We start from the raw sequence: 25,781 nt of genomic DNA, 5'->3' as shown, positions 1-25,781 counted from the left end.
CCGCGTTACCAATCAAACTGGGTACAAAATTGCCCTGTTCAATACCAACGACTTGGGAAGATAACTGTTTAATGTTGGTTTTAGATCATCTGGCCGTAGCGGCAAAGAGCCTTGAGGCCGGTTCGGCGTTTGTGGCGGAAAAATTGGGGCTGGACATGCAGCCTGGTGGTCGTCACGCTCGATTTGGTACGCACAATATGCTGATTGGTCTGGCTGATGGGCTGTATCTGGAGGTGATTGCCATTGATCCAGAGGCCGTGCCGCCAGAGGACGCGCGCTGGTTTGATCTGGATTGTTTTACCGGTGCGCCACGGCTGCACAACTGGATTTGCCGGGCCGAGGATATGAATACAGCTCTGGCACGCATGCCGGTTGGGGCAGGGCGGGTCGTAGATTTGGCGCGGGGGGATCTGTCCTGGCAGATGGCGGTGCCAGAGGATGGTAAGCTGCCTTATGACGAAATATGTCCGGCCCTGATCCAGTGGCAGGGGGCGCATCCGGCGTCGCGTCTGGTACAATCGGGGGCGCGACTGAAACGGTTGGAGGTGCTCCACCCAGAAGGTGCTGTGCTGGCGGCGACTTTAGCGCCTATGCTGAATGATCCCCGTGTGATGATCCGCACTGGCGATGCGCCCGCCATGCGCGCTTGTTTCGATGTGGCCGGACAGGAGCGGTGGCTGTGAACATTACGATCAGACCAGCGGCACCGAAGGACGCAGCCGCGATTACAGCGATCTGGAATCGGATTATTACAGAGACCACAGTGACCTTCACCACGGATCTGAAAACCCCCGACGGCATTGCCGACGACATCAGCGCCCGGCAGGCTGCGGGGCAGGGGTATCTGGTGGCGGTTGAGGGGGATCAGCTAAGAGGCCTCGCCTGTTATGGCCCGTTTCGTGCGGGTCCGGGCTATGCGGACACGATGGAGCACACGATCTATCTGGCAGAGGGGGCGCAGGGACATGGTCTTGGCGCGCGGCTGCTGAGTGCGCTGGAGGATCACGCGCGCACGGCTCGCATCCGCTGCCTGATCGCTGCAATCAGTGGGGAAAACACCGGCGCGCAGCGGTTTCATGCGGCGCAGGGCTTCGCAGAGGTGGGCAGACTGCCACAGGTTGGGCAAAAATTCGGTCGCAGCCTTGATCTTGTGCTGATGCAGAAGCTTCTATAGGGCTGGCCCTCTTTTTGGTTCTGGCGCAGGGATTTTGCAGCTCAAGCAGTGTTGAGCATGCTGTGACAGAATTCCCCCTGACAGCCGCAGACCGGCAGGATAGACTGACCTCATGTCCATTTGGAAACGCATAGGCGACGCGCTCAGCGCATTGACCAGCGGCGAGCCGCTGAGTGAGATTTTCGACCGGCTGCGCACGCCGCCGGAACGCTCTGTCGCCTTTACCATTGCGGTGATTGCCCTGTCGGCGAAAATGGCAAAGGCCGATGGGCAGGTGACCCGTGATGAGGTCACTGCAATGCGGGAGGTGTTCCAGATCGCCCGCGAGGATGAGGCAGGGGCGGCGCGCGTTTTTAATCTGGCCCGCCGTGATGTGGCGGGGTTTGAGGATTACGCGCTACGGATCCGGCGGATGTTTGAAAACTCCGACGCTTGTCTGTGCGATCTGATGGAAGGGCTGTTTCATATTGCGATGGCAGATGGCACCTATCATCCGGCGGAAAACGATTTCCTTGAACAGGTGGCGCAGATTTTCGGGCTGGAAGATCATGATTTCCGCGCCCTGCGTGCCCGTTTTGTCCCTGATGCAGCGCCCGATCCCTACACGGTGCTGGGCGTGGCCCCTGATGCACCGGTGGCCGATATCCGCAAGGCATGGAAACAGCAGGTGCGTGACACCCATCCTGACGCGATGATGGCCCGCGGTGTGCCGCAGGAAATGATCCAGATGGCGGAAAAACGTCTGATTGACCTCAACAACGCCTGGGAAGAGATCACCCAACTGCGCGGTCCCGAAGCAGCCTGATGCGCATTGCCACCTATAATGTGGAATGGTTCAACGCCCTGTTTGACGACAAGGGTGCGCTGTTGGAGGACGGGCGTTGGTCCAAACGCCGCGATGTGACCCGTGCGCAGCAATTGCAGGCGCTGGGGCATGTGTTCGCGGCGATGGATGCCGATGCGATCATGGTGATCGAGGCACCGGATGACAGCCGCCACCGCAGCAGCGTGGTGGCTTTGCAGGCCTTTGCCGAACGGTTTGGGTTGCGGGCAGATCATGCGATCATCGGTTTTGCCAACCACACACAGCAGGAAATCGCGCTGCTTTATGATCCAAAAGTGTTGAGCGTGCGCCATGATCCACAGGCAACGCAGGATGCGCCGCGCTTTGATCAGACGCTGGCGATTGATCTGGATGTGGATGCCCGCGCTGATCAGGTGCAGTTTTCAAAACCACCGCTGGAACTGGCGCTGGAAACGGCAGGTGGTTTCGCCTTTCGCATGATCGGCGCCCATCTGAAATCCAAGGCCCCACATGGGGCAGTGGGGCGCGATGCGATCATGCGCGCGTCCATTGCCAATCGGCGCAAGCAGTTGGCGCAGGCGATCTGGTTGCGCCGTCGCGTGGAGGCCCTGCTAGCGGAAGGCACACCCTTGATGGTGATGGGGGATCTGAATGATGGCCCCGGGCTGGATGAGTATGAGGACCTTTTTGGTCGTTCCTCTGTCGAGATTGTGCTGGGGGCACAGGATCATGCCGGGGCTGAGATGTGTTTGTTTGACCCCCATGCCACTGGCGCGTTGCGCAATCGCTGGTCGCAGCCTGCCACATCACGCTTTTATCTGGCGCATGAAAAACGCTATCTGCAGGCGCTGCTGGATTATGTGATGATCTCGCCCGATCTGCGGGTCAAGCGACCTGAATGGCGGATTTGGCATCCGTTTGATGATGAGGCGTGCTTTGCCGATGTGCCCCTGAGGGAGGCGCTTTTGACGGCGTCCGATCACTTCCCTGTCGTGCTGGATATAGATCTGGCGTGATCTGACTAGGCAAATTTTGGCCCGTCTTGTCAGCCTAACCGCGCGAGGCCTCGGAATTATTCAGCGCAATCCTTATATTGGGCACATGCGACAGTTCCTGATCCCCACCGCCCTTTGCGCCCTGTTAACGGTTCCCGCCTTCGCTGAGGAGAGCGCAAAACCTGCGCCTGAAGAAGAAGACGGGTTCTCCCTGATGGAGGAAGGGGCGAAACTGTTCCTGAAAGGGATCATCGAAGAGATGGAACCGGCGATTGACGGCCTTAACGACCTGACCGCTGAAATGGAACCTGCATTGCGGCAAATGCTGGATGAAATGGGGCCTGCGTTGGCCGACTTGCTGGATCAGGTGGAGGATTTTACCCAATACCATCCGCCGGAAATCCTGCCCAATGGTGATATCATCTTGCGGCGCAAACTGCCTGAGGAGGCACCGGAAGCGGCGCCAGAGGCAGGCACAAATGAGGCGATCAACCTCTGATCTATACTTGGTTCTGGGTGTGCTTAGCGGATTTTCACCGTCACCTCAGTCTCCAATGCGCGGGCCAGTGAAGCAAGGCGCGACTGTGCCACTTCTCCGAACAGTGCTTCCGCATCGCGGCTGAGTTTCAGGTGCAGTTCTTTCTTTTTCGGGAACAGGGTCAATTCACCGATCTGCTGATCCGCGCGCGGCCACAACATCGCGCCCAGACGCATTGCTTTGCCCAGCACTTCGGCATCTTTGATGTCTTTCTCGCTCAGCAGCCCAAAAATATCCGGAAACCGGATGTCAGCGCCGCTGTTTTTGTAGCGGTTCATCAGTGCCAGCCCCAGAAACACCCGTTCCGAATGGCGCAACCCGCCAAGGTTGGCACGGGTCACGTTGTCAAAGCACAGTTCGGCCCGATAATCGGGATGGGCACGCCAGCTGACGTCATGCAAAAGGCACGCGGCCTTCACCAGACGTTTGCGTTCCCATTTCGCCGACTTAAACAGGGGCGAGACAAATTCATACAGCGTCTTGCCAAACCCCGGCAGGCGGGCATCCTTGGCCTCTGAAAAACGGGCCGCTTCGATCAGGGGATCACGGTCGCGCAGCTCATCCGACATTTGCTCATACAGCATGCCTTCGCGGATCCCGTAAGACGACACCGCGATGTCATGGGGTTTGAAGGTGCGGATCAGCCGTTTCAGCACCTCGCAGGCGATGGGAACCAGAATGATCCGCGCCTCGGAAATACCGCAGGAACGGCGCAGATCGTCAATGCTGTGCGCTTCGATATAGGCGATGGTGTCGCGCACGGATTTGGCAGTCATCCTATATTCATGCAGCACATGCAGCGGGTAGCCGCGCCGGACCATGTCAATCTTTGCGATCGCGCGCCATGAGCCGCCGACCAGAAACAGGCGGTTGGGTTGGGGGCCCATTTCCTGCGCCAGACCCTCCATCACCGCAGCAATATGAGCCTTGCGCCCTTTCTTACCCCCTTTCACATCGCGCAGTTTCAGCGGCCCGAGGGATGAGGTGACACGCTTGCCGACCTTGCCGTCGTTGATTTCCGCTAGCTCTAGGGACGAACCACCGATGTCACAAATCAGGCCATAGGCACCGGGCCAGCCCAGCAAAACGCCCTGCGCGGACAGACGCGCCTCTTCTTCACCATCAATCACGTGTACGGTGATGCCGGTCTCGCGCAGCACGTCGGCGACGAAATCGGGGCCATCGCTGGCCTCGCGCACTGCGGCGGTGGCGACGGCGGTCAGGGTGGAGGCGTTCATGCCTTCGGCCAGTTTCTGAAACCGGCGCATGGCGGCTAGGGCGCGTGTGCGCCCTTCGGGGTTCAGCTTGCCGGTTTCGGCCAGTCCTGCGCCGAGGGCGCACATGATTTTTTCGTTGTAAAAATAGGCAGGCGAGCGCGCCGCGCCGTCAAAAACAACCATCCGGACGGAGTTAGAACCAACGTCGATGACCCCAACACGGCTAAGTGCGCGGGACGAGGGATCATTGAACAACGGTCGGCCAAAAGGCCCCCAATCCTCACCAGCATCCCCGTGCATTTGCAGCGGGATGTTCCCGTTCTCGGCTGTCAGATCGGCGGGTGCTACCATGGCGATGTTCCTTCTTTCCAATACCTTGATGCCCCGCCAAGGCGGCGGGGTCAATCATTGGCTGCGGGGCAGGGAGCTGCGATCAATTGCCGCTCTCGCGACCGGATCAGTCGTCGGTATGGGTCAGTTTTGGCACATCTTTGGCACCGGCAGACCCACGGCCAGACAGCGACGGGTTTTCCATAAAGAACCGGTGGCAGTTAAAGTTGAATGCGCCCTCGAGACGTTCGGCGCGGGTGAAACTGCCGTCGGGCGCCATCACCCAGCTTTGTGCCACGTCGGCAAGGTTTGCCGCCATCACCTGACTGACAATCTGCGCCTTTACGGTGGGGTTGGTGATTTCCACCAGTGTTTCCACGCGGCGGTTCAGGTTGCGACCCATCCAATCGGCGGAGGACATGTAGACCTTGGCTTTTTTCGAGGGCAATCCGTAGCCATTGCCGAAACAGGCAATGCGCGAATGTTCAAGGAATCGGCCCACCACCGATTTCACCCGAATATTGTCGCTGAGGCCCTTGATGCCTGGACGCAGCCCGCAGATGCCACGGATGACGAGGGAGATTTTAACCCCTGCCTGACTGGCGCTGTAGAGCGCATCAATAATCTCTGGATCAATCAGCGAATTCATCTTCGCCCAAATTTCAGCCGGACGGCCTGCGCGGGCGTGTTCTGCCTCTTTCTCAAAACTCTCCAGCAGGCGCTGTTTCAGGCCTTTGGGCGAAATCGCGAGGTTCTCAAGCCCCTGGGGTTCCACATAACCCGACAGGTAGTTGAACACCTTTGTTGCATCACGGCCCAGATCCTCGTCACAGGTGAACAGGCTGAGGTCGGTGTAAATCCGCGCGGTGATGGGGTGGTAGTTGCCGGTGCCATAATGGGTGTAGGTGACCAGCTTGTCCCCCTCACGGCGTACCACGGTCGAGATTTTGGCGTGGGTTTTCAGGTCAACGAACCCATAGACCACGTGGGCGCCGGAGCGTTCCAGACGGCGGGATTGGTGGATGTTCGCCGCTTCGTCAAAACGCGCTTTCAACTCTACCAGTGCGGTGACGGATTTCCCATCCTCCGCCGCCTCGCACAGGGCCTCGACGATGGGGGAACGTTTGGACGTCCGGTAGAGCGTTTGTTTGATCGCTACCACATTGGGATCAGCGGCCGCCTGTTTCAGAAACCGTACCACCATATCGAAGGTTTCATAGGGATGGTGCAGCAGCATGTCCTTCTGCTTGATTGCGGCAAACATGTCGCCGTCGAAATCCTGCACCCGTTCGGGCACGCGCGGGGCAAAGCCTGACCATAACAGATCCGGGCGCTGATCCAGCACCAGTTCCTTGACATCGGCAATGCCGATCATGCCGTCAACTTCGACAATCTCGTCCGCATCGATGTGCAGCTCCTGCGTGATCACTGATTTCAGCATGGCAGGCGCACCGGAGGAGATTTTCATCCGCACCACTTCACCCCGGCGGCGGCGTTTCAGGGCGACCTCAAATTCGCGCACCAGATCTTCGGCCTCTTCCTCGACCTCCAGATCGCTGTCGCGCAGCACGCGGAAGGTGCAGTGGCCCTTGATTGTGTAACCGGGGAACAGTTTGTCAGCGAAGAGAAGCAGCAATTCCTCCAAAGGCAGGAAGCGATGCACGCCCTTGGCGCTGGGCAATTCCACAAACCGGCTGATCTGCGCGGGGATGGGCAAGAGGGTGATCCGCTGGCGTTTGTTAGGGCGGCGCTCCAACTGTAGCGCCAGCGAAAAGCCGGTGTTGGGAATAAAAGGAAACGGGTGTGCTGGATCCACCGCTAGCGGCGACAGCACGGGGAACACTTGGTTCAGGAACACATCCTCAAGGTATGTCATATCCGCGGCAGGCACGCCGGACTGGTCGAGGATGTGGATACCCTCATCTGCCAATTGTTGGCGCAGATCGTCAAAGATGCGCTGCTGGCTCATCATCAGGTTGCGGGCGTCCTCGTTGATCAGTTCCAGCTGTTGCCAGGGCGCCAAACCGTCGGCGGCAGGGGTGGTGTGGCCTTCGCGCTTCAACTCACGCAGGCCCGCGACACGCACGGTGTAAAATTCATCCAAGTTCGTGGCCGAGATCGACAGGAAGCGCACCCGCTCCAGCAGCGGGACCTTGGGATTGTCCGCCTCTTCCAGCACCCGCCAGTTAAAGCCCAGCCAGCTGAGTTCACGGTTATGGAACCGTTCGGGACCTGTGAGGTCCAGATCAGGCAGGGCGACAGGCGCGGCGAAGGGGGCATTGAGGAAATCGGCGTTCGACATGGGGTTCCGGCGGGCTCTTTTTGGGGGTGCCATGGGGCAGGGGATCTGACGCGCGCTTATGCGCCAGCTATGTAAAGGAATGGTGACGCTTGCGGGTGTTGCCACAGATGCGCGTTGGGGTAGGATCGCGTGATTAGGCGGAATTGTCCAGCAAATCAGGCAGTTCGCTTTCGCCCAGCACCTCTGCCGCCAGTTTGCGCGTCACTGGACGTTTGCGCTCCAATGCGGCGCGGTCCAGGGCCGCGACCAGATCGCGGGCGGCGTCAAAACTGCGGTCCATGCGGGCAACCAGATAGGTGATCACGTCAGGCGCTGGCATCAATTGGCGATCAGCAAACAGTTTGGTGATCACGGCGGCCAGCAATTGGTCATCGGGTTGATCCAGCGTCACGGACTGGGTGCCCTGCATTCGGCTTTGCAGATCGGGCAGGGTCAGCCCCCACAGATGCGCTGGTTTATCGGTGGTGACCAGTAGCGGAAACCCCTCGGCCAGTACCAGATTATGCAAGTGAAACAGTGCCTCTTCCAGCTCGCGGTCGCCAGCGATGTCCTGCACATCCTCAACCACCACAGGGCCCATGGCGACGGCGGGAATGGGGACATCGCCCAGATCAGTGGCCTTGAGGATCAGCGCGCCGGAGGTGGCGGCCCAGACGTGGCTCAGGTGTGTCTTGCCCGCGCCCTTGGGGCCGATGAGCGCCAGTTTGTGACCCGCCCAATCCTGCCAGCGTTCCAGTAGAACAACCGCCATCGCATTGGCGGGGGACACAAAAAAGTCCCCGCGCCCCAGTGCAGGACGCACGGGTAGATCAAAACTCAGCTGGCGATGGTTCACTCGTTATGCTTTCCGGCATGTCCTTGGTAGAGTCGCCCGCCTTTGTAATTGCCGATGGCAAAACGGGCAACCACACCAATGGCGGCGGCGACAGGAACCGCCACCAGCATACCGACAAACCCAAACAGCGTGCCAAAGACCGACAGGGCAAAAATCAGCCAGACCGGATGTAGACCCACGGATTGGCCGACAAGGTTCGGTGTGAGGATATTGCCCTCAATCACCTGGCCCAGAACGAAGATGCCGGCCACCAGACCAATGACCACCCAGTCGCCCCAGAACTGAAACAGCGCCAGACCGATGGCCAGAATGCCGCCGAACAGCGCACCGATATAGGGGATAAAGGTCAGACCACCAGCGACGAAGCCGACAACAAGACCGAACTGTAGCCCCACCACCATCAGCGCGATGGCGTAATAGGCGCCAAGGATCAGGCAGACAGTGCCCATGCCGCGAATGAAAGAGGCCAGCGTTTTGTCGATCTGACCGGCCAGCGTGCGAATGACCGGCGCATGATCGCGTGGCAGCATATCGTCAATCTTGGCCACCATATTGTCCCAATCCAGCAGCAGGTAAAACGCCACCACTGGCACGATGACCAAGAGCATCACCACATTGATGATCGACATCGCAGAGGAGAAGACAGCGTTCAGCAACTCACCGCCTCGGGCCTCAATCGTTTGACCGACCTGCATCAGCGACTGGTTCAGGGTGGAGTTTTCATCTAGCAGCTGCGGGAACCGTCCGGTGAGGAAGGCCCAGAGATCGTTAAACGCCTGCGGCGCCGCCTCAAACAGGGCCAGCGACTGATTGATCAGCGTTGGAACCACCAGAAATACCGACAGAACAAAGACCAACACCCCCACCAGCGAGATTAACACTGTCGCTAGGACACGGCTGGCGCCCAGATCCTCCAGCTTGTCGGCGACAGGGTCTAGGAAATAGGCAATCGCGCCCCCCAGCACAAACGGCAGGATCACATCCCCCAGGTACCAAAGTGCCAGCGCTGAAATGGCGGTGGCAACAGTCCAGTAACCAACTTGTTCTTTCACGGGCAGTGCCATCGGTGTCCCCTAATGTGGATATGCGGTGTAATCGCGTAAAATTCTGCCTTCCTATGTCGTTTGTTCGACGCCTTAGATCAAGGGGCTAGCGCCATTGTAGAGGTGGCACGGGGGTATAGGGCAAAGCAGGAATTGCAATTGTGCGGGTCCCATCCTAAACCCGTCCGCAAAACACGTTCTCTAATCCCAAGGGGTCGCCCATGCGTTTGTCGCGCTATTTCCTGCCCGTTCTGAAAGAAAACCCGTCCGAGGCGCAGATTGTCAGCCATCGCCTGATGCTGCGTGCCGGTATGATCAAACAGCAATCCGCCGGGATCTATTCCTGGCTGCCGCTTGGCTTCAAAGTGCTGCGTAAGATCGAAAATATCGTGCATCAGGAACAGGCCCGCGCGGGTCATATTCCGATGCAGATGCCGACGCTGCAATCCGCTGACCTGTGGCGCGAGTCGGGCCGCTATGACGGCTACGGCGAGGAAATGCTGCGCATGCAGGACCGCCATGGCCGCGACATGCTGTTTTCGCCCACCGCTGAGGAGTTGTTCACCGACGTGTTCCGCGCCCATGTGAACAGCTACAAGGATCTGCCGCTGACCCTGTATCAGATCCAGTGGAAATTCCGCGATGAGATCCGTCCGCGTTTCGGCGTGATGCGGGGGCGTGAGTTCTACATGAAAGACGGCTACACCTTCGACCTGACCAAGGAAGACGCGCTGCACGCCTATAACCGTCACCTTGTCAGCTACCTGCGCACCTATGAGCGTATGGGCCTGCAGGCGATCCCGATGCGTGCTGACAGCGGTCCGATCGGTGGTGACAACACACATGAATTCCTTGTTCTGGCTGAAACGGGCGAATCCGAGGTTTTCTATGACCGTGAAATCACCGATCTGAAATTCGGTGACCGCGCAATTGATTATGACAACGTCGACCAGTGTCAGGCGGTTCTGGAAGAGTTCACCTCGCGCTACGCCCGCACGGATGAAACCCACGACGAAGCCCTGTTCAACGAGGTGCCCGAAGAGCGCCGCCGTGTGGCCCGTGGGATCGAAGTTGGCCAGATCTTCTACTTCGGCACCAAGTATTCCGAGGCAATGGGCGCCACTGTGCAAGGTCCCGATGGCAAACCGGGTGAGGTGCACATGGGCAGCCACGGTATCGGTGTGTCGCGCCTGCTGGGGGCGATCATCGAGGCGAGCCATGATGAAAACGGCATCATCTGGCCCGAAGGCGTGACGCCGTTCCACGTGGGCATCGTCAACCTGAAACAAGGTGATGACGAGGCAGACGCCGCCTGTGACGCGCTTTATCAAAGCTTCACCGCCGCTGGTCTGGAACCGCTCTATGATGATCGCAAAGAACGCGCGGGTGGCAAGTTCGCCACCATGGATCTGATCGGCCTGCCCTGGCGCATCACCGTTGGCCCGCGTGGTCTGAAAAACGGTGTTGTGGAACTGACCTGCCGTCGCACTGGCAACAGCGAGGAACTGCCGCCTGAACAGGCCGTGCAGAAGATCATTGAGATCTACGCGCCCCATCGCGTGCACGTCTTCTGATCTGCGCCTCTGCGAAAGGTGAGAAAGGCCACCCTGCGGGGTGGCCTTTTGCGTTTGCGGTAGGCGGCGCGGTGTTGTCCGGTCGCTTTGCCAAATCTGTATGCGGCTTATGCGGGAATGTTGGGGTCGTGCTGTGGCCTTTGAAAATCAGGGTGTTGGCGCGGTGCAGGACTGGCACAGTGTCGCCTGTTACTGCTCTGCGATGCGCGAAGACCTTGACCGCGTGCCAAGGCTGCGTCACCTCTGTGCCCGAACAACCCGATGAGGTCCGACATGGCAGGCACGCCCGCCCCGTTTGCACGATTTGAATGGATGATTGCCTGGCGCTACCTGCGCGCACGTCGTGCGGAGGGCGGGGTCAGCGTGATGACCTGGATCTCGCTCATCGGGATTACGCTGGCGGTTTTTGCGCTGATTGCCACGCTGGCGGTGCGGGCAGGGTTCCGCGCTGAATTTGTGGATACCATTCTGGGTGCCAACGCCCATGTCACAGTTTACAGCATCGGCCATGTGAACGCTCAGACTGGCCGTGTTGATCGCACTATTCCCGATTATCAGCAGATGGCCGCCCGCGTCCGTGAAGTGGACGGCGTGACCCGTGTGGCGCCACTGATCAAGGGGCAGGTGATGGCCAACCGTGGCACCTATAATGCGGGGATTGAGGTTTATGGCATTGCAGCCGAGGATCTGAAAACCATTCCCCGTATTGTGAACCCTGAAACCGGGCGGGGCGATATCAGCCGTTTTGGCGATGGCATCGCCATCGGATCCGGCGTGGCGCGCGAACTGGGCGTCACTGTGGGCGACAAGATCAAGGTGATTTCCCCCAATGGCGTCAAAACCGCCTTTGGCACCTCACCACGGGTGAAGGCCTATGAGGTGGTCTATGTCTTTTCCGCGGGACGTTATGACATTGACCGGGTGCGGGTCTACATGCCGTTTGTTGAGGCGCAGCAGTACTTTAACCGCGATGACACCGCTGATGAGCTGGAGGTGATGGTCAAAGTACCAGAGGCGATTGATACCATGCAGCTGGACCTGTTGCAGGCAGGCGGCAAGGGCACTCAGCTGTGGACGTGGCGCGATGCCTCCGGTGGTTTCCTGCGGGCGTTGGACATTGAAGACAACGTGATGTTTGTGATCATGGCTATTCTGGTGCTGATCGCAGCAATGAACATCGTGTCGGGCCTGATCATGCTGGTCAAAAACAAGGGTCGCGATATTGGTATTTTACGCACGATGGGTCTGACCGAAGGCGCGGTTTTGCGCGTCTTCTTCATCTGCGGATCGCTGACCGGCATGGTGGGCACCGCAGCGGGTGTGCTGCTCGGCTGCCTCTTTGCCTACTACATTGATCCGATCTTTGGCCTCGTGAACTGGATGTCCGGCGGGCAGGCGTGGGATCCGTCAATCCGCGGTATCTACCACTTGCCAGCCAAGTTGCAGATCGGCGATGTGACCACCGCGATTGCGCTGTCATTGGGACTGTCGTTCGTGGTCACAATCTTCCCGGCCCGTCGCGCGGCCCGCATGAACCCGGTGGAGGCCCTGCGTTATGAGTAATCCAGTTCTGAGCAAGCCGGTTTTGGCCCTTACAGGTATTACCAAGACCTACGCCAAAGGCAGCGCAAATCCGGTTGCTGTGTTGCAGGGTGTGGATCTGTCTATCGCCGCTGGCGAGGTTGTGGCACTGGTCGCACCCTCTGGCGCTGGGAAGTCCACGCTTTTGCATATAGCGGGCCTGCTGGACACGCCCGATGCTGGTACGGTGACGCTGAACGGGCAGCAAATGACCGACGAAAGCGATCGCCGCCGCACCCAGGCGCGGCGCGAGGATGTAGGCTTCATCTATCAGTTTCACCATCTGTTGCCGGAATTTACCGCGCTGGAAAACGTGGTGCTGCCGCAATTGGCCAATGGGGTGGCCAAGGCACAGGCGCAGACACGCGCTGCTGACCTTTTGGCCCGTGTGGGTGTTGGCGAACGTGCCGATCACCGCCCTGCGGCCCTGTCGGGCGGCGAACAGCAGCGGGTGGCCTTCTGTCGTGCGCTGGCGAATGAACCGCGTCTGTTGTTGGCGGATGAGCCGACCGGCAATCTGGACCCCGGCACATCGGATCAGGTGTTTGACGCGCTGATGGCGCTGGTGCGTTCCACTGGCATGTCTGCATTGATCGCCACTCACAACTTGGAACTGGCCGCGCGGATGGATCGCGTCCTACGGCTGGAGGCAGGGCGGCTGGCGTAACCCCCCTTATGTCGCAGAGTACATTACGCTTGACACTTCAGGGCGGTTTTGAAATCACCGCGCTCTTTTCTTGCGGGAATGGAGGAGGTCGCAATGCAACGTGTGATGATTGTTGGTCAGCCGGGATCGGGTAAATCGACGTTGGCGCGCCAGATTGGTCAGATCACCGGCCTGCCAGTTGTGCATATCGACAAGATCCATTGGATGCCCGGCTGGCAGGAACGGGACCGGCAGGCCAAAACCGATATGTGCGAAGAGGTCCATGCCCGCGATCAATGGGTGTTTGAGGGCGGCCATTCCGCCACATGGGACGAAAGACTGGCGCGCTGCGATACCTTTGTCTGGATCGATCTGCCGTATCCCTTGCGGATGTGGCGCGTGCTGACACGCTCCGCTCGCTATTTTGGCCAGAGCCGCCCCGATTTGCCAGCGGACTGTCCTGAGCAGTTCTCTTGGGAGTTTTATCGCTGGATCTGGGACACTCGTCATACCGGCCGTCGTAAGCCGGAGAAATACCTGCAAGCCGCCGCCCGCGCGGACAAAGAGGCGCATTACCTGCGCACCACGGCGGAGGTAGCGCAGTTCCTCTCCGATCTGGCGCGACGCTATGATACCGGGGTGCCTGCGCGAGGGTGAAGGTGCCCAACTGACAGGGATCAAGGTCACGCCTGCGCCCGCCGCTTAGGCTGCTGGTGGATGAAACATGAGGAGGCAGCGCAATGTATGCGACCCGAACCGTGGCAGCCCTTGGTCTGGTGGCCGGATTATTGACCCTTGCGGCCTGTGCGCCGTCACAGGATGACGCGATGCCAGAGGCGGGCGAGGGCGCGGCCTTGTTTGTCGACAACTGCGCCATCTGTCACGGCGCTGACGGGCGCGGGGCCGACGGCAGCGGGGCAATGCCTGCGAAAGGCCTGTCACCTGCGGCGGATCTGACGCGATTGTCCGCTGGCAATCAAGGTGTGTTTCCGCGTGTGCATGTGTTGTCCGTGATTGACGGCTACAACCGGGGCGCACTGGGGGCGTCGCGGATGCCGGAATTTGGCGGTTTCCTTGGTGGGGAGACGGTGCCGGTGGCGCTGACTGTGGCGGCGGAGGGAGATGAGATGCAGCTGACCCCTGTGCCCCGCAATCTGGCAGCGCTTGTGGCCTATCTGGAAACCATTCAGGTCCCGTGAGGGAGTGTTAATCGCAAATGCCCGTTACCTCGGCGCCTTCCCACGGCACAGTGGCAAGCGTGTCGATGCGTGACTGCAGCAGTTGCACCGGCATCACCTGTGCCAGCATATCATGCAGTCGCTTGGTCCGCGCTGCCTTGGGGGCAAGGGCGCGGCAGCAGGTAAACTCCTCCACAATTGCAGCTTGCTGTTCGTAAGGGAAGCTGAGGAAATCCGGCTGGCTGTTGAGGTCAAACAGATAGGGGTCACGCCCCTGCCCATGTTCGCCCGCTGCGCGCCATGGGGTGTAACCGGTTTGTGCGCGGTTTTGCCATTGCCAGACATGGGTCATCTCATGGGCGAAAATCATCAGGTCATAAAGGTTCGTCGCCTCACGGCGCTGCCCGTCCCGCCGGTCCTGAACGCGGCCGCTGATTTGGGCGCTGTAGCTTTGGGTGAAGTCGTCGCGGTATAGATCGCGGCGGTAAAACACCCGTTGATAAAGCGCCACGGCCCCCGGAGCGGTTTCCAGAACATCGCCCGTCACAGGTGGAAATATCCGTTCCTGACAGGTCACCCGCGGGCGCGGCTGAAACTGCCAGCGAACACTGCCGGCAAAATGCCCCTCGACAAAGCGCACCCGATCCAGATCTACACTGTCGCCATAAAAAGTCTGTGCATAGCGGCGTTCGCTATCGGTCAGCGGACGGCTGCACGCAGCAAGGCAGAGGCCAAGGCACAGCCACAGAAGCGGGCGCAGACAGGATGGGGGACGCAGGTGGACCATGCCCGCATCACGCCATGTTTTGCGGGCAAAATCCAGTGAGGTTTTTGTGTATTGCGCTTCGTCTTGGGGACTCAATAGGCGACAATATTGGGAACAACCTTTTCAGGGGTCGCGGCAGAGGTGGCCATGAGGGAAAATGCGGTGATGCATACGGCAGAACTCAGAACCAAGGTGATAAAGCGCATTCGTCAAAAACTCCTTCGACGGGTTACAGAACAATTTGCAGAAACAGGTTTCTGCGGCCTCTGGCCCGGAACATCCCCGACCAGAGCAGGGGATTTATCCCGCCTTGATGACGGCAGGAATTTCTGAGATGTCCTGCGGCGCGCCTGGCAGAGACGCGATGGCAGACAGGGCTGTGGCAGCAATTGCCCAGCCCAACACGATTGGCAGAAATCGCATTGATGTGGCCTTTCTTTTCATGAACAGGGTCAGCGCAGCAGATCGCATAAACCTTGCTAATTACTTAAGTTAACGGGCGTTACCCTCTAGGTTTTACCCGGTTTCTGTGGATAACTCGTGGATAGTTTTCATGGCTCTAAGGCGCGGCCATTCAGACGTTTCAACAGAAGGAAGAAAGATGACCAACAGCCAAGCAAAAGCCAGCGCGCTGGGCGTGGATGGCGGCGGCAGCCGTTGTCGTTTGTTGCTGGAGCGCGGTGATGGCGCGCGCTTTGCGGCAGAGGTGGGGTCTGCCAATGCCTCCAGTGATTTTGCTGGCGCCTGCGCGGAGCTGAGCACAGGGCTGACTGAGGTGGCGCAGGCCGCAGGGTTGACGGTGGCGGATCTGGCCGGGGTCCCGGCCTTTCTGGGGCTGGCGGGCGTTAATTCCGCCGCACTGGCGGCGAAGGTGGCGGCCCAGCTACCTCTCAACGCTGTTCATGTCGAAGAAGACACGCGCATCGCCCTGCGCGCCGCTATTGGTGCGGCGGACGGTGTGGTGGCCCATTGCGGCACTGGATCGTTCCTTGGCCTGCAGCGGGCGGGCAGGATGCGATTTGTGGGCGGATGGGGCCTGACCCTTGGCGATGAAGCCTCCGCCGGATGGCTTGGGCGACGCGCGTTGAGCGTCAGTCTGCAGGCGGCAGATGGGTTGGTTGCGGTCAGCGGGTTGAGTGATCAGATCCTTGCAGAGTTTGAGGACGCAGCGGGGGTGATGGCCTGGGCGGTGGAGGCAAGGCCTGCGGACTTCGGCCGTTTTGCCCCCTTTGTCACCACGGCTGCGGCGGCAGGAGACGCACTGGCGTTGGGATTGATGCAGGAGGGAGCAGATTATATCGCCAAAACCACCTACGCTCTTGGCTGGCGGGTGGGGCAGGCATTGTGCCTGACTGGAGGGATCGGGCCGCACTATGCGGCGTTGTTGCCTGACGATATGCAGGCGGCTTTGCAGCCTGCGGTCAGCACCCCGTTGGAGGCGGCGCTGGATATGGCCCAGGCGCTGGGGCGGGACGGATTTGCCAGAGGGGCGCTGCTATGACAGTAGTAACATATTACGGCGGCAGAATTTTTGATGGCACGCGCCTGCATGAGGCGTCGGCGTTACGCCTGCGGGATGGGGTGGTCGAGGCGTTTGGATCTGAGGCCGCGCTGCGCGCAGAGGGCGGGGTCGATCAGGGTACTTGGGCCTATCTTGACGGTGCGATCCTCAGCCCCGGTTTTGTCGATCTGCAGCTGAATGGTGGCGACGGCGTGATGTTGAACGACGCGCCCTCAGCCTCTGTACTGGCCCGTATGGTTGCTGCCCATCGCCGTCTTGGTGCAACGCATATTCTGCCGACGCTGATCACCGCAGCACCTGCAAGGACCACCGCAGCGATCAACGCGGTGAAAGAGGCCTTGGCGGCGGGTCAAACTGGTATTCTTGGCCTGCATCTGGAGGGGCCGCATCTGTCCGTGCCGCGCAAAGGTGCCCATGACGCCGCACTGATCCGCCCGATGACGGATGCCGATCTGGCAGAGCTGATTGCTGCGGCACGGGATCTGCCTGCGTTGATGGTCACCGTTGCACCAGAAAATGTATGTCCTGATCAGGTCGCCGCGCTGGCAGAGGCGGGGGTGGTTGTGGCCCTTGGCCATACGGATGCACCTTATGAGCAGTGCTGCGACTACTTCGCCGCCGGTGCGCGTTGTGCCACCCATCTGTTCAACGCGATGAGCCAACTGGGCAGTCGTGCTCCCGGCCTGGTTGGCGCGGCGCTGGACACTGAACATGTGCATGTGGGCATCATTGCCGACGGCGTGCATGTGCACCCGACCAGCCTGCGGTTGGCGTGGCGGCTGAAGGGGGCGGGCAAGCTGGTGTTGGTTTCGGATGCGATGGCACCTGCTGGCACAGATATGGCGGCATTTGCCCTCGACGGGCGGCAGATCCTTCGCGAGGCAGGGCGGCTGACGCGCGCCGATGGGACGTTGGCGGGGGCGGATCTGGATCTGTTGCGCGCGGTGGAGGTGATGCATCATCAGGTGGGGGTTACGCTGGCCGCGGCTTTGGCCGCGGCCACCTCGGTACCGGCGGATTTAATCGGCGCAACGGGTGCTGGGCGTTTGCAGGTGGGACAACGGGCTGAGGTGATCCGCATCACGCCGGACTTGCGCGCGGTTACGGTCTTGGCCACTGTTTAATCAGTGCCTAAATCGTTTAGGACGCCAGACGAGAAAGCCCCCGATGTATGACGAATTCCGCCTCACCCCACCACTGCCTGATCTGCAGGTATCACTGACGCAGATTACGCCCTTGATGGGCGCGATCGGCCAGTCGGGGTTCGTTGAGGCGGCGCTGCGCTTTGCGCATGGGCTGACGGACGCGGATTTCCTGTCATTATACTGTCAGGGGGACCGCGATACGCCTTTGTTGATGGGGACCACATCGACGCTGGGGCAAAGGCGGGCCGCACGGGCGGCGGAGGGGTATCGCCGTCATTGGGCGCAGGATCGCGATGCGGCGCTGCTGCTGGGGGCGGAAGGCGAGGGGGATTTTTTCACCCATCATGAGGCGGCGGACCTGCAATCCTTTCTTTACCGGCGCGATTGTTATGATCTGCCGGGGATCACCAGCCGGGTGTCATTGGTGCGGCGCAGGCCAGGATTTGGGCTGGTGGTCAGCCTTTATAGCGCGACTGAATTTGGCACCTTTCCGATCACCGCGCGTGACGGGTTGATTGCCACCATGTCCGCGCTGATGGTCGCGGTAGAACGGCACGTGGGCCTGATGGTGAAAGAGTCAGAGGCCCATGATCAGGACGTGCAAGCGCGGCTGGCGTTGAACCACCCCAACCTGACCAAGCGGGAACGCGAGGTGGCCGCGATGACCATTAAGGGGCGCACCGCAGCAGAGATTGCCGCGATCCTTGGTGTTGCTGAAACCACGGTAATCACCCACCGCAAGAAGGCATACAAGCGGATGAACGTCGCCTCTATGCGGGAATTGCTAACGCGGGTCTGAGTGGATCAGACCGCAAGCGTTGCTTGCACCGCACGTTGCCATGCTGCGTATTTTTGCTCCCGCGTCTCTGCGTCCATTTGCGGTGCGAAATGGCTGTCGCGCGCCCATGTGTCGGCAAAGCCCTGCATGTCCGGATAAATCCCAACCTGCATGCCTGCCAGCCACGCAGCGCCTAGGGCCGTGGTTTCCAACACCTCGGGGCGATCAACAGGGGCGTTCAGGATGTCGGCGAGAAACTGCATCGCGAAGGCAGAGGCCGCCATGCCCCCGTCCACCCGCAGGACCTGAGTGTCAGATCCTGACGCGCCTGTCTCGGCTGCTGCAGTCGTGGTTGTCCAGTCCGCTTGCATCGCCTGCCACAGGTCGCGGGTCTGGTAACCGACGCTTTCCAATGCGGCACGGGCAAATTCCGCCGGGCCGGAGTTGCGGGTCAGCCCGTAGACCGCACCGCGGCATTCCGCGTTCCAATAGGGCGCACCGAGGCCGGTGAAGGCAGGCACGATGATGACGTTCTGTTCCGGATCTGCGGCCTCGGCCAGCGCCTGCGTATCGCTTGCCTGCTGAATGACGCCCAAGCCATCGCGCAGCCATTGTACCACTGCACCGGCGATAAAAATCGACCCTTCAAGGGCGTATGTTGTCTGACCGCCCAACTGATAGGCAATGGTGGTGAGCAGCCGGTTCTGTGACAGAACCGGTGTGGCGCCGGTGTTCAGCAGGGCAAAACATCCGGTGCCGTATGTGGACTTCATCATCCCCGGACGGAAACAGGCCTGCCCGATGGTGGCGGCCTGCTGATCGCCAGCGACACCGGTGATTGGGACCGCCACGCCGAAATGCGCCGGATCGGTCAGGCCGAAATCAGCCGCGCAATCTTTCACCTCCGGCAGCATGGTCTGCGGTATGTTGAGGAGGGCGCAGATCTCCTCACTCCAACAGCCAGTATGGATATCATACAGCAGGGTCCGCGCGGCATTGGTGGCGTCGGTTGCATGCACCTTGCCGCCCGTCAGGTGCCAGATCAGATAACTGTCGACAGTGCCAAACAATAGATCGCCTGCCTCTGCGGCTGCGCGGGCGCCTGCAACATTGTCCAAAATCCACGCCAGCTTCGTGCCGGAAAAATAAGGATCGAGCAGCAATCCGGTGGTCTGACGGATCAACACCTCGTGGCCTGCGTCACGCAGGGTGGCGCAGGTATCCGCAGTGCGGCGGTCCTGCCAGACGATGGCGTTATAGACGGGCTGGCCTGTGTGACGGTTCCAGACCACGGTGGTTTCACGCTGGTTGGTGATGCCAATGGCGCTCACCGTAGCGGTGGGTGCGGCTGCCAGTGCAGCACGGCAGGTCGATAGCGTTGTGGCCCAGAGGTCGGCCGGATCATGTTCCACCCAGCCAGAGGTGGGAAAATGCTGCGCAAACTCTTCCTGATGGGAGGCCACAGTTTTCAGCGCATGATCAAACAGGATCGCCCGTGTGGATGTGGTGCCCTGATCAATGGCCAGTACGTGTGTCATATGCTCCCCCGAAATAGTCTGTAAGCTGCTGTGCCACAGCGAATATCATCGGCATGCCCAATGCTGCAACCTGTCTGGCGTCAAGACAGGGGGCGGCAGACTGCCCGGATGGAATGTGTTGATTAGCTTATCATTCGACCACTATTTGTCTGGCCTTATCCGGTCGCCCTGCCAATGCCCGCCAGACGAATCCATACCTTAGGAGGGCGTCCCAGACGCATCCGTAGGGGACGTCTGCAAGGTTACTATTATTGCGCTACCCTGCCTTTCATGAAGAATCTATCTGCGTATTGTCTGATGATCGGCGGCTGCGCCGTTGTGCTGGGACTTGAGGTGGCATCGGTTGCGATGGCCGCCCAGGCGCCTGGCGTGGACGGAGTGTTCGATACCCCCGTTCTGGTCGTTGCACCGCCGTGGTCCGGTGGGGCTGAGGCCGTGGTGGCTGCCGCAGGCGGCGCTGTTGTGGGGCCGACGCAGGCGCCATTGTCAGTGCTGGCCACAGGGGCCAGTGCAGATGGGTTCCGCCAGAGCGGTGCTTGGTTCCTGTTGGATCCCGGCGCTCTTAGCTATTTTTGTGTAACGAAGGAAATGGTTTAATGTCGGTGAAACAACTCGACGGTACAAAAGACTTCTCTGGCACAGCCAGATGGGTCGCATTGGGGATGATGCCCTTGGGGCCGATTGCGGCGCTGATTGTGGGCGGGCCTTTGACTACGGTAATGGCTGGGGCTTTGGTTTTTGCCATTATGACGCTGCTGGCAGGGCGCGTGGATGCGAAACTGCGACCGATCATGAACGCGGTGGCACTGGTGGGGCATTGCGTTGTCTTTACCTCTGCGTTTTCTGGTCATGCTTGGCAGATCGACACGCATATGCTGTTCTTTGCGGTGCTGGCGATTATCGCCACCATGCGTTCGTTGCCAGCGCTGATTGCCGGTGTTGCGGTGACAGCTGTGCATCACCTTAGCTTTGGTTTGCTGCTGCCCAGTCTGGTCTTCCCTGAAATGTCGGTTGTCGAAACGCTGGGCCGTGTTGTGCTGCATGCGGTGATCGTGCTGTTTGAGGCCGGTGTTTTGGCCTGGTCGATGATCCAGACCGCCGCCGCTGACGCCGAAATTCGCAAAGCCCGCGAACAGTTGGCCGCCACCGTTGGCCGTGCCGAAGCGGCCAAGCAAGAGGCCGAGGCCGCCCGTATTGCCGCCGTTGAAACCGCCGAACGCACTCGCAGCGAAGGTCAGCGCGCCGCCACGGCCATTGAACAGGTGGCCTCTGCGGCCGAAACTGCGGCCGATCATGCCAGCAACGCTCAGACCGTCATGTCCAATACCCGGGAACAGGCGGAGCGGTCCTCTGATGTGGTGAACCGCGCCCATGATGCAATGGATGCGATCAAAGAAAGCTCTGAAAAGATCACCACCATCGTCAGCGTGATTGATGAGATCGCCCGCCAGACCGACCTGCTGGCGCTGAACGCGGCGGTGGAATCGGCCCGTGCAGGTGAGGCTGGCCGTGGCTTTGCTGTGGTCGCCGCCGAGGTGCGCAAGCTGGCGCAGCGCTCTGCCGATGCCAGCAAAGAGATCCGTGGTCTGGTGACCACCTCCTCGCAGCAGGTGGACAACGGTGTGGCACTGGTGGCTGAAACCGGCGATGCCCTGACCCGTATTGCAGGCGCGGTGGCAGAATTGAACGATGTTCTGGCCGAGATCGCGACCGGTGCGGCGGATCAGTCCGAAGGTCTGGCACAAGTCAGCGTTGCGATTTCGCGTATCGACACCATGCGTGATGAATGCGGCACAGATTGCGATGCGGAACCAAAGGTCACGACCTCTGCACCGCGTCCCCCGATGACGGCTGGCATTGATCTGTCGCTGGAGGATGAGGGCGACGAGGTGGATTTCACCGTGTCCAAAGCCGCGTAAGAGCAGCGTCACTATACGTAAAACGCCCTGCGCTGATGCGTGGGGCGTTTTTGTTTGCGGCTAAGGGAATGGCGGTGGCGTCAGGACTGGCAGGGCAGTGATGACATTTTTCCACCGTAAAAGCTCAGCGCGTCACCCGTTGCGCCAATCTCTGCACGCAGCACTTCGCCAAGGATGATCTGGTGATCGCCGCCCGGATAGCGCGCGGCCTGACGGCATTCAAACCGCGCCAGACATCCCGGCAGCAGCGGCACGCCATGATCATTCGTCGTCAGATCCAGACCGTTCAGCGCCGCGCCATCGCGGACCACCGTCCACGCCAGTTCCTGTTGATCTGCGCGCAGGATGTGGATCGCGTAATGCTGCGCGTCCTTGAAATCATCATAGCGGTTGGAGTTTTCTGCCAGTGCCCACAGCACCATAGGCGGGTCCAGCGATACCGACGAAAAGCTGTTTGCGGTGATCGCCACTTTGCCTGCCGCAGACGGAGCGGTCACAATGGTTACGCCGGTGGCAAACCGGCCAAAGGCATCGCGCAGCGCGCGGGTGTTTTCCGCGTCGGGCACAAATTCATGAGGCAGGGCGGTGTCCATCGCAGGCTCCTGTTGGGGCGGTGAACCTGTCAGAGACAGGCGGGTTCGCTTTATTCAGATCTTGTGCCCCTCTCTGCCCATTTGTGCAAGCATGGAGATGGTCAAAGGCGGCACACGGCCTGACGTCTGCGTCGAAGCGCAGTTAGTGCCGCAAATTTGCAGGACAAGTCTATGAGGGCAAAGAAAAAGCTGCAGGTATGTAAGTGCAGGTAAACAAGGCCGCTCTGCGCGGGGCAGGCGGCCTTTTGTGTGCGATGGCTGCGGCTTAGACTTCGGCCAGAATTTGGTCCAATGCATCCAGGATCATGTCAATCCCTTCGGCGTCCACGGTCAGTGGCTGGCGGATTTTCAGGATGTTGTCCTGCGGCCCCTCACTGCCCAACAGGATCCGGTGTGCCCGCATCCGGTTTTTGACATAGGATGCAATGGCTGTGCCTTCGGTGCGGGTGCCTGAATCGGTGATCAGCTCTACCCCCACAAAAAGACCCATGCCGCGCACGTCGCCCACGACCTCATACTTTGCCTCCAGCGCTTTGAGGCCGGTCATCAATCGATCCCCCATCGCCTTGGCATTGGCTTGCAGGCCTTCATCATCAACAATGTCCAGTACCTCTTTGCCGATACGGCACGACAGGGTGGACCCGCCGAAGGTCGAGAAAAACTCTGGCCCCTGCGCGAAGCTTTCGGCAATCGCTTTGGTGGTGACCAGTACGCCCAAGGGGTGGCCGTTTCCGATCGGTTTGCCCATCACCACAATGTCGGGCAGGGCGCCCTGATGTTCAAAGCCGAAGTAGTAATCGCCCAGACGTCCCAGACCTGTCTGCACCTCATCTGCGATGCAGACACCACCCGCAGCGCGGATTTTTTCATATACCGCAGGAAGGTAGCCCTTGGGCGGGATGATCTGACCGCCGACAGAGGGGAAGGTTTCCGCGATGAAACCGGCAACGCCATGCCCCTTGTTCTGCAAGGCGGCAATGGCGGGATCGACCAGATCGGCGTATTTTTGTGCGCGGTCCGCGTCGTCACGGCCAAAACGGCCGCGATAATCATCGGCGACCTCAACCAGTTCGACCCAATCAGATTGACCCACGCCGCCTTTGGCGTTGAATTTATAGGCCGAAATGTCGATCGCGCCGGTGGTATTGCCGTGATAGCCGTGATCGGGCGTCACCATCCCCTTCGCGCCTGTATGGGCGCGGGCCAGTCGCAGGGCCAGCTCATTTGCCTCGGTCCCTGAGTTGACGAAGAAACAGACCTCCAGAGGGTCGGGCATCTTCGACAGAACCTTATCGGCAAAGGCGGTTTGAGCGGGGTGGAGGTAGCGGGTGTTCGAATTCATCCGCTTCAGCTGATCGGCGGCCACTGCCTGAATGCGAGGATGGGCGTGGCCGACGTGTGGCACGTTGTTGTAGGCGTCCAGATAGGGGCGGCCCCATTCGTCAAACAGGTGGTGTTTCCACCCCCGCACCAGCATGACCGGATCGCTATAGGTCAGGCTGAGGTTGCCGCCGAAGTGTGCCCGTCGCCCGGCCAGAACTTGCGCCTTGTCGGTGGGGGCATAGCGCACCGTTTCTGCGGGCAGGTTTAACAGGGCTGCGGGATTTGGACAGACTGCCTCCCACAGGTACATCTCATCCGGATCTGCAACACCGGGCCAGTCGTGGCCCATGCCATCCGTGGTCATCGCCAGCTGAAAATGCACATGTGGCGCCCAGCCACCGTTCTGACTGGGATCGCCGAGGCGGGCAAAGACCTCCCCTTTCGCCAGGTCCTGACCGACACTAAGGTTATCGACCACATCAGCGGCCAGATGGCCGTAGAGGGTGTAGAAGGTATCGCCATCCGGGGTGTCATGGCTGAGGATCACCACACCGCCATAATCCAGATGATCGGTGCGGTTTTCCACCACATGGACCTTTGCGGCCATCGGCGTTGCGACGGGCGTATCTGTGGGGGCAAAGACATCGACAGCCAGATGCACGGTGCGACGGTTCGATGCCTTCCACGGACCCTTGCGGAAGGCATCGGCGGTGTAGATCAAGCGGGGTTCATTGTAATAGCCCAGCCACCAGCCGTCCTGATCGCCATATTGGGAGCCGATCTGCGCGGCCTCTTCAATCGGCAGATCGAAAGGGTTCTGCGGTTCGGCACTGTTTTCAACAGACAGTGATCCCATCGGGAGTCGGCTGAGGTCACGGCCCATAACGGGGGCAAAATTGCCGGTTTCTTTGGCGAGGAAGGCATGGATCCGCGCCGCCGCGTTGGTTACGGGCAGGCCGCAGGCCGCGCGCAGACGGGCGCGCAGCAGGCCTGCATCTTCGCCCGTGCGCTCCAGATAGCGCCATGCGGGTGCTTGCGAAATGGTGATATAGGGGTCGTCAGGGTTCTCTGCTGCCTCGATGGTCGAGTTTACGACAGACACCGCCAGCCGCAGCCGCAACAGGGGAAGGATCATATCCACCTCTGCTGCACTCAGCGGGTTCTGGACGTGATAGCCTGCCACCAGATGGGCCAGTGCGGTTTCAGGCTCTGGGTGATCCAGCACCATATAGGCAGCGGCGATGGCCAGATTGCAGATGCGCGGCGCGGCGCACATGTCGCCGAAATCAATCACGCCTGAGATCTGGTGCGGCTGATACGCGCCACCAGTGACCAAAACGTTGTAATCGTTCACATCATTGTGGATCGCTTGTTTGGGGAGCATCATCAGATGCGGCCAGATCTGCGCCACCTCTGCCAGAATACCGTGGATGATCGCCTGACGGTTCAGATCGGCGATCACCTGTGTGTGGCCACCGATCCACTGACCCTGCATCAGGTCCCATTTGAAATCCGCCTGTTGTGCGGGATCAAGAGCGGGATGATGGAAATCCGCCAGCGCCACATCAGTAGCGCCAAGGATTTGACCCAGTTCCTCGATCAGCTCTGGCGATTTGGGAGCGTGTTCGGCGTAGCATTTACCGGGCAGTTTCTCCAGCAGCCAGCACAGCCGTTCGGTGCCATCCTCATCCCGCAGCGTCTGGATCGCAGCGCCATTTTGACCGGCAATCACCCGTGGGTAAGGCAAGTCGTCTGAGCGACCAGCGATATGCGCCATCGCTTTGACCTGCATATCAATCAGGTCGCTTGCGCAGCCCGCCCGCATTACCTTTAGGACATAGTCGCCCTGATCGCCGGCCTCTGCCAGTAGGTTCAGGTCATATTCCCCGTCCAGCCGTTTCAGCGTCGCGTCGATGCCCCAAGCCGCCTGCAATGCGGTTTGCCAATGTGCTGTCATGCCATCCCTCCTGACAGTGCCC

General features: G+C 60.0%; 24 protein-coding genes. 15 read left to right on the top strand and 9 right to left on the bottom strand.

The genetic code is table 11. The features are described 5' to 3' along the window. Positions 1-71 precede the first annotated feature (71 nt). From MHM86_RS06080 to MHM86_RS06060, 5 genes are all read left to right on the top strand, one after another. Entirely contained in the window at positions 72-683 is a 612-nt protein-coding gene (locus tag MHM86_RS06080) for a VOC family protein (protein WP_239197035.1), read from the top strand. Beyond that, positions 680-1,174, top strand: coding sequence for an N-acetyltransferase family protein (locus MHM86_RS06075; RefSeq protein ID WP_370644066.1), 495 nt, complete (start codon positions 680-682; stop codon positions 1,172-1,174). Before MHM86_RS06080 ends, MHM86_RS06075 begins: the two co-directional genes overlap by 4 nt. A gap of 112 nt (positions 1,175-1,286) precedes the next feature. Then, the gene (locus MHM86_RS06070) at positions 1,287-1,979 is read left to right on the top strand and encodes a molecular chaperone DjiA (RefSeq protein WP_239197033.1); all 693 of its coding nucleotides are present in this window, start codon (positions 1,287-1,289) and stop codon (positions 1,977-1,979) included. After that, positions 1,979-2,995 carry an endonuclease/exonuclease/phosphatase family protein gene (locus MHM86_RS06065; protein WP_239197031.1) on the top strand — a complete coding sequence of 339 codons (1,017 nt, stop codon included), beginning with the start codon at positions 1,979-1,981 and terminating at the stop codon, positions 2,993-2,995. Before MHM86_RS06070 ends, MHM86_RS06065 begins: the two co-directional genes overlap by 1 nt. A gap of 85 nt (positions 2,996-3,080) precedes the next feature. Then, the gene (locus tag MHM86_RS06060) at positions 3,081-3,473 is read left to right on the top strand and encodes a hypothetical protein (RefSeq protein ID WP_239197029.1); all 393 of its coding nucleotides are present in this window, start codon (positions 3,081-3,083) and stop codon (positions 3,471-3,473) included. 23 nt (positions 3,474-3,496) lie between these two features. Here the strand turns inward: MHM86_RS06060 and MHM86_RS06055 are convergent, their stop codons facing one another. The 4 genes from MHM86_RS06055 to MHM86_RS06040 all read right to left on the bottom strand — a co-directional run bounded on the left by MHM86_RS06055 (position 3,497) and on the right by MHM86_RS06040 (position 9,260). Continuing rightward, a complete protein-coding gene (locus tag MHM86_RS06055; RefSeq protein ID WP_239197740.1) occupies positions 3,497-5,029 on the bottom strand; it encodes a Ppx/GppA family phosphatase in 1,533 nt (510 codons plus the stop codon). A gap of 157 nt (positions 5,030-5,186) precedes the next feature. Further along, positions 5,187-7,361 carry an RNA degradosome polyphosphate kinase gene (locus tag MHM86_RS06050; protein ID WP_239197027.1) on the bottom strand — a complete coding sequence of 725 codons (2,175 nt, stop codon included), beginning with the start codon at positions 7,359-7,361 and terminating at the stop codon, positions 5,187-5,189. A gap of 133 nt (positions 7,362-7,494) precedes the next feature. Further along, the gene (locus tag MHM86_RS06045; protein ID WP_239197025.1) at positions 7,495-8,196 is read right to left on the bottom strand and encodes a DnaA ATPase domain-containing protein; all 702 of its coding nucleotides are present in this window, start codon (positions 8,194-8,196) and stop codon (positions 7,495-7,497) included. After that, a complete protein-coding gene (locus tag MHM86_RS06040; protein ID WP_239197023.1) occupies positions 8,193-9,260 on the bottom strand; it encodes an AI-2E family transporter in 1,068 nt (355 codons plus the stop codon). Before MHM86_RS06040 ends, MHM86_RS06045 begins: the two co-directional genes overlap by 4 nt. 200 nt (positions 9,261-9,460) lie before the next feature. Here MHM86_RS06040 and proS point away from each other — a divergent pair, with 200 nt between their 5' ends. The 5 genes from proS to MHM86_RS06015 all read left to right on the top strand — a co-directional run bounded on the left by proS (position 9,461) and on the right by MHM86_RS06015 (position 14,239). Beyond that, the gene (proS, locus tag MHM86_RS06035; RefSeq protein WP_239197021.1) at positions 9,461-10,813 is read left to right on the top strand and encodes a proline--tRNA ligase; all 1,353 of its coding nucleotides are present in this window, start codon (positions 9,461-9,463) and stop codon (positions 10,811-10,813) included. Between the two features lie 273 nt (positions 10,814-11,086). Next, positions 11,087-12,376, top strand: a complete 1,290-nt coding sequence (locus tag MHM86_RS06030) for a lipoprotein-releasing ABC transporter permease subunit (RefSeq protein WP_239197019.1) — start codon at positions 11,087-11,089, stop codon at positions 12,374-12,376. Continuing rightward, positions 12,369-13,061, top strand: a complete 693-nt coding sequence (locus MHM86_RS06025; RefSeq protein WP_239197017.1) for an ABC transporter ATP-binding protein — start codon at positions 12,369-12,371, stop codon at positions 13,059-13,061. Before MHM86_RS06030 ends, MHM86_RS06025 begins: the two co-directional genes overlap by 8 nt. A gap of 93 nt (positions 13,062-13,154) precedes the next feature. Beyond that, positions 13,155-13,697: an AAA family ATPase gene (locus MHM86_RS06020; RefSeq protein ID WP_239197015.1), complete on the top strand. Its 543-nt coding sequence runs from the start codon at positions 13,155-13,157 to the stop codon at positions 13,695-13,697. An 83-nt stretch (positions 13,698-13,780) separates the two neighbouring features. Beyond that, on the top strand, positions 13,781-14,239 hold the full coding sequence (locus tag MHM86_RS06015; protein WP_239197013.1) for a c-type cytochrome: 459 nt from the start codon (positions 13,781-13,783) through the stop codon (positions 14,237-14,239). A gap of 7 nt (positions 14,240-14,246) precedes the next feature. Here MHM86_RS06015 and MHM86_RS06010 read toward each other — a convergent pair whose 3' ends face one another. Continuing rightward, entirely contained in the window at positions 14,247-15,005 is a 759-nt protein-coding gene (locus MHM86_RS06010) for a hypothetical protein (RefSeq protein ID WP_239197011.1), read from the bottom strand. 279 nt (positions 15,006-15,284) lie between these two features. Further along, positions 15,285-15,407, bottom strand: a complete 123-nt coding sequence (locus MHM86_RS17035) for a hypothetical protein (protein WP_255723062.1) — start codon at positions 15,405-15,407, stop codon at positions 15,285-15,287. A gap of 178 nt (positions 15,408-15,585) precedes the next feature. Here MHM86_RS17035 and MHM86_RS06005 point away from each other — a divergent pair, with 178 nt between their 5' ends. Genes MHM86_RS06005 through MHM86_RS05995 form a run of 3 tightly spaced genes read left to right on the top strand, consistent with a single transcriptional unit; the run spans position 15,586 to position 18,450 of the window. Then, positions 15,586-16,485, top strand: coding sequence for a BadF/BadG/BcrA/BcrD ATPase family protein (locus tag MHM86_RS06005; protein ID WP_239197009.1), 900 nt, complete (start codon positions 15,586-15,588; stop codon positions 16,483-16,485). Next, the gene (gene nagA, locus MHM86_RS06000; RefSeq protein ID WP_239197007.1) at positions 16,482-17,630 is read left to right on the top strand and encodes an N-acetylglucosamine-6-phosphate deacetylase; all 1,149 of its coding nucleotides are present in this window, start codon (positions 16,482-16,484) and stop codon (positions 17,628-17,630) included. Before MHM86_RS06005 ends, nagA begins: the two co-directional genes overlap by 4 nt. Positions 17,631-17,673: 43 nt before the next feature. Continuing rightward, positions 17,674-18,450 carry a helix-turn-helix domain-containing protein gene (locus MHM86_RS05995; protein ID WP_239197005.1) on the top strand — a complete coding sequence of 259 codons (777 nt, stop codon included), beginning with the start codon at positions 17,674-17,676 and terminating at the stop codon, positions 18,448-18,450. Positions 18,451-18,455: 5 nt separating this feature from the next. Here the strand turns inward: MHM86_RS05995 and glpK are convergent, their stop codons facing one another. Further along, positions 18,456-19,967: a glycerol kinase GlpK gene (gene glpK, locus MHM86_RS05990; RefSeq protein WP_239197003.1), complete on the bottom strand. Its 1,512-nt coding sequence runs from the start codon at positions 19,965-19,967 to the stop codon at positions 18,456-18,458. A gap of 270 nt (positions 19,968-20,237) precedes the next feature. Between glpK and MHM86_RS05985 the strand changes: the two genes are divergently transcribed. Both MHM86_RS05985 and MHM86_RS05980 read left to right on the top strand, forming a co-directional pair. Next, positions 20,238-20,564: a hypothetical protein gene (locus MHM86_RS05985; protein WP_239197001.1), complete on the top strand. Its 327-nt coding sequence runs from the start codon at positions 20,238-20,240 to the stop codon at positions 20,562-20,564. Further along, positions 20,564-21,886, top strand: coding sequence for a methyl-accepting chemotaxis protein (locus MHM86_RS05980; protein WP_239196999.1), 1,323 nt, complete (start codon positions 20,564-20,566; stop codon positions 21,884-21,886). The genes MHM86_RS05985 and MHM86_RS05980 overlap by 1 nt, the downstream gene beginning before the upstream one ends. A gap of 80 nt (positions 21,887-21,966) precedes the next feature. Here MHM86_RS05980 and MHM86_RS05975 read toward each other — a convergent pair whose 3' ends face one another. After that, positions 21,967-22,479, bottom strand: coding sequence for a flavin reductase family protein (locus tag MHM86_RS05975; protein ID WP_239196997.1), 513 nt, complete (start codon positions 22,477-22,479; stop codon positions 21,967-21,969). A 265-nt stretch (positions 22,480-22,744) separates the two neighbouring features. Continuing rightward, positions 22,745-25,759 carry an aminotransferase class III-fold pyridoxal phosphate-dependent enzyme gene (locus tag MHM86_RS05970; RefSeq protein ID WP_239196995.1) on the bottom strand — a complete coding sequence of 1,005 codons (3,015 nt, stop codon included), beginning with the start codon at positions 25,757-25,759 and terminating at the stop codon, positions 22,745-22,747. Between the last annotated feature and the right edge of the window lie 22 nt (positions 25,760-25,781).

It is taken from the genome of Thalassobius sp. Cn5-15, assembly GCF_022347685.1.
Classification (GTDB): Bacteria; Pseudomonadota; Alphaproteobacteria; order Rhodobacterales; family Rhodobacteraceae; genus Thalassobius.
This window is presented reverse-complemented; position numbering and strand designations above follow the sequence as displayed.